1 protein-coding gene is annotated in these 1,230 nt (G+C 39.7%); it reads right to left on the bottom strand.

Going from position 1 to position 1,230, the window contains the following annotated elements:
- Window positions 1–31: 31 nt before the first annotated feature.
- On the bottom strand, window positions 32–997 hold the full coding sequence (locus tag NE848_RS17270; RefSeq protein ID WP_252115860.1) for an IS110 family RNA-guided transposase: 966 nt from the start codon (window positions 995–997) through the stop codon (window positions 32–34).
- Window positions 998–1,230 lie beyond the last annotated feature (233 nt).

Below are 1,230 nucleotides of genomic sequence, written 5' to 3'. Positions count from 1 at the left end.
AACAAAGAACTAAGGTAAAATCCAAGTACTTTTAAGCTAATTTCGACATATAATTTTCCTGATAATAAGTTCCGGACTTAGCTATTGCAAATGCCTGTTTCAGGAGCTTATTACATACGGCTATTAGTGCCAGTTTCTTACTCTTTCCCTTCTCTACTATTCGCTCATAAATTTCCCTGCAGGCCTTATTGGTTTTACAGGCAGTGAAGCTACACATGAATAATAAATTGCGAAGTTTTCGGTTCCCTACTTTACTTATTCTGCTACGGCCTCTTACACTTGTTCCAGATTGCCTGATCGTTGGTGTGATCCCGGTATAACAGCAAAGTTGCCTGGCATTCTCAAAACTGGTAAATCCGTCTGTAAGTACAATTAACAGCATCGCCGTCTTCTTTCCCATTCCCGGAATGCTGGTTAATTGCTCCAGTTGCTCTTCCTGGGTTTTCCTGACTAAGGACTCCAGCTTGGTTTCGATCTGGGCCAGTTCCTTCTCTAGTTGCTTCAGCATTCTAACAAGAGATCTACTTACAGTCTTTGAGGGTGTTCCTAAAGCTTTCTCGCCATGGATCTTATTCTTTATAGCTGTTCGTTGCTTTAGGTAAAGATCCTGAAGACTGAGCAGCTGCAAGCATTCTGCCTGAACAGCATTTCTAGCAGTGTATAACGGAACTTCTGCTGCCTGTGCATATTCACAGATCGCCTTAGCATCGCTCTTATCCGTCTTGATCTTGGAGAGCTTCATTTGAATAAAACGCTTCACTGAAAGTGGATTCACAACCGATACCGTTATATCATTCTCGTATAGATATTGAGCCAGCCTGTAATGATAGTAGCCAGTAGCTTCCATAACAACTAAACTGTCTTTCTTAATGAACTTCAGTAAGCCTTTAAAGCCTTTTACATCATTGGAGAATTGATCATGCTTGCCATCCTGGTCAACTACATCAAAGAATGATTTACTGATGTCTACTCCGTAAAAATGTTTAATTTTATCCATAAGAGAATGATTGGAAAGAACAGCTACTTTGGTTTTCATCGACTTAAAAACGAGATCCAGGTCTCACAGAACTAAACGAAATTAAAGTAGAAAAGAGAGGGGATTATCATTGTTGACGGAATCTCTAGTTCCCACGGTTCATGTAATCTTATTCCTCTCTTTTGTTCTTTCTGGTTATACAATCAAAATTTAGAGAAATTAAACTTAAGACGGTTCATCGCCAATAAGCGGCA

The organism is Gramella jeungdoensis (assembly GCF_023805255.1).
Classification (GTDB): Bacteria; Bacteroidota; Bacteroidia; order Flavobacteriales; family Flavobacteriaceae; genus Christiangramia; species Christiangramia jeungdoensis.
The sequence above is the reverse complement of the archived record's forward strand: the minus strand, read 5'-3'. Positions and strand labels throughout refer to the sequence as shown.

Excerpts from the sequence above, each read along its gene's own strand:
- NE848_RS17270 (WP_252115860.1), bottom strand. The coding sequence starts at position 997 with ATGGATAAAATTAAACATTTTTACGGAGTAGACATCAGTAAATCATTC.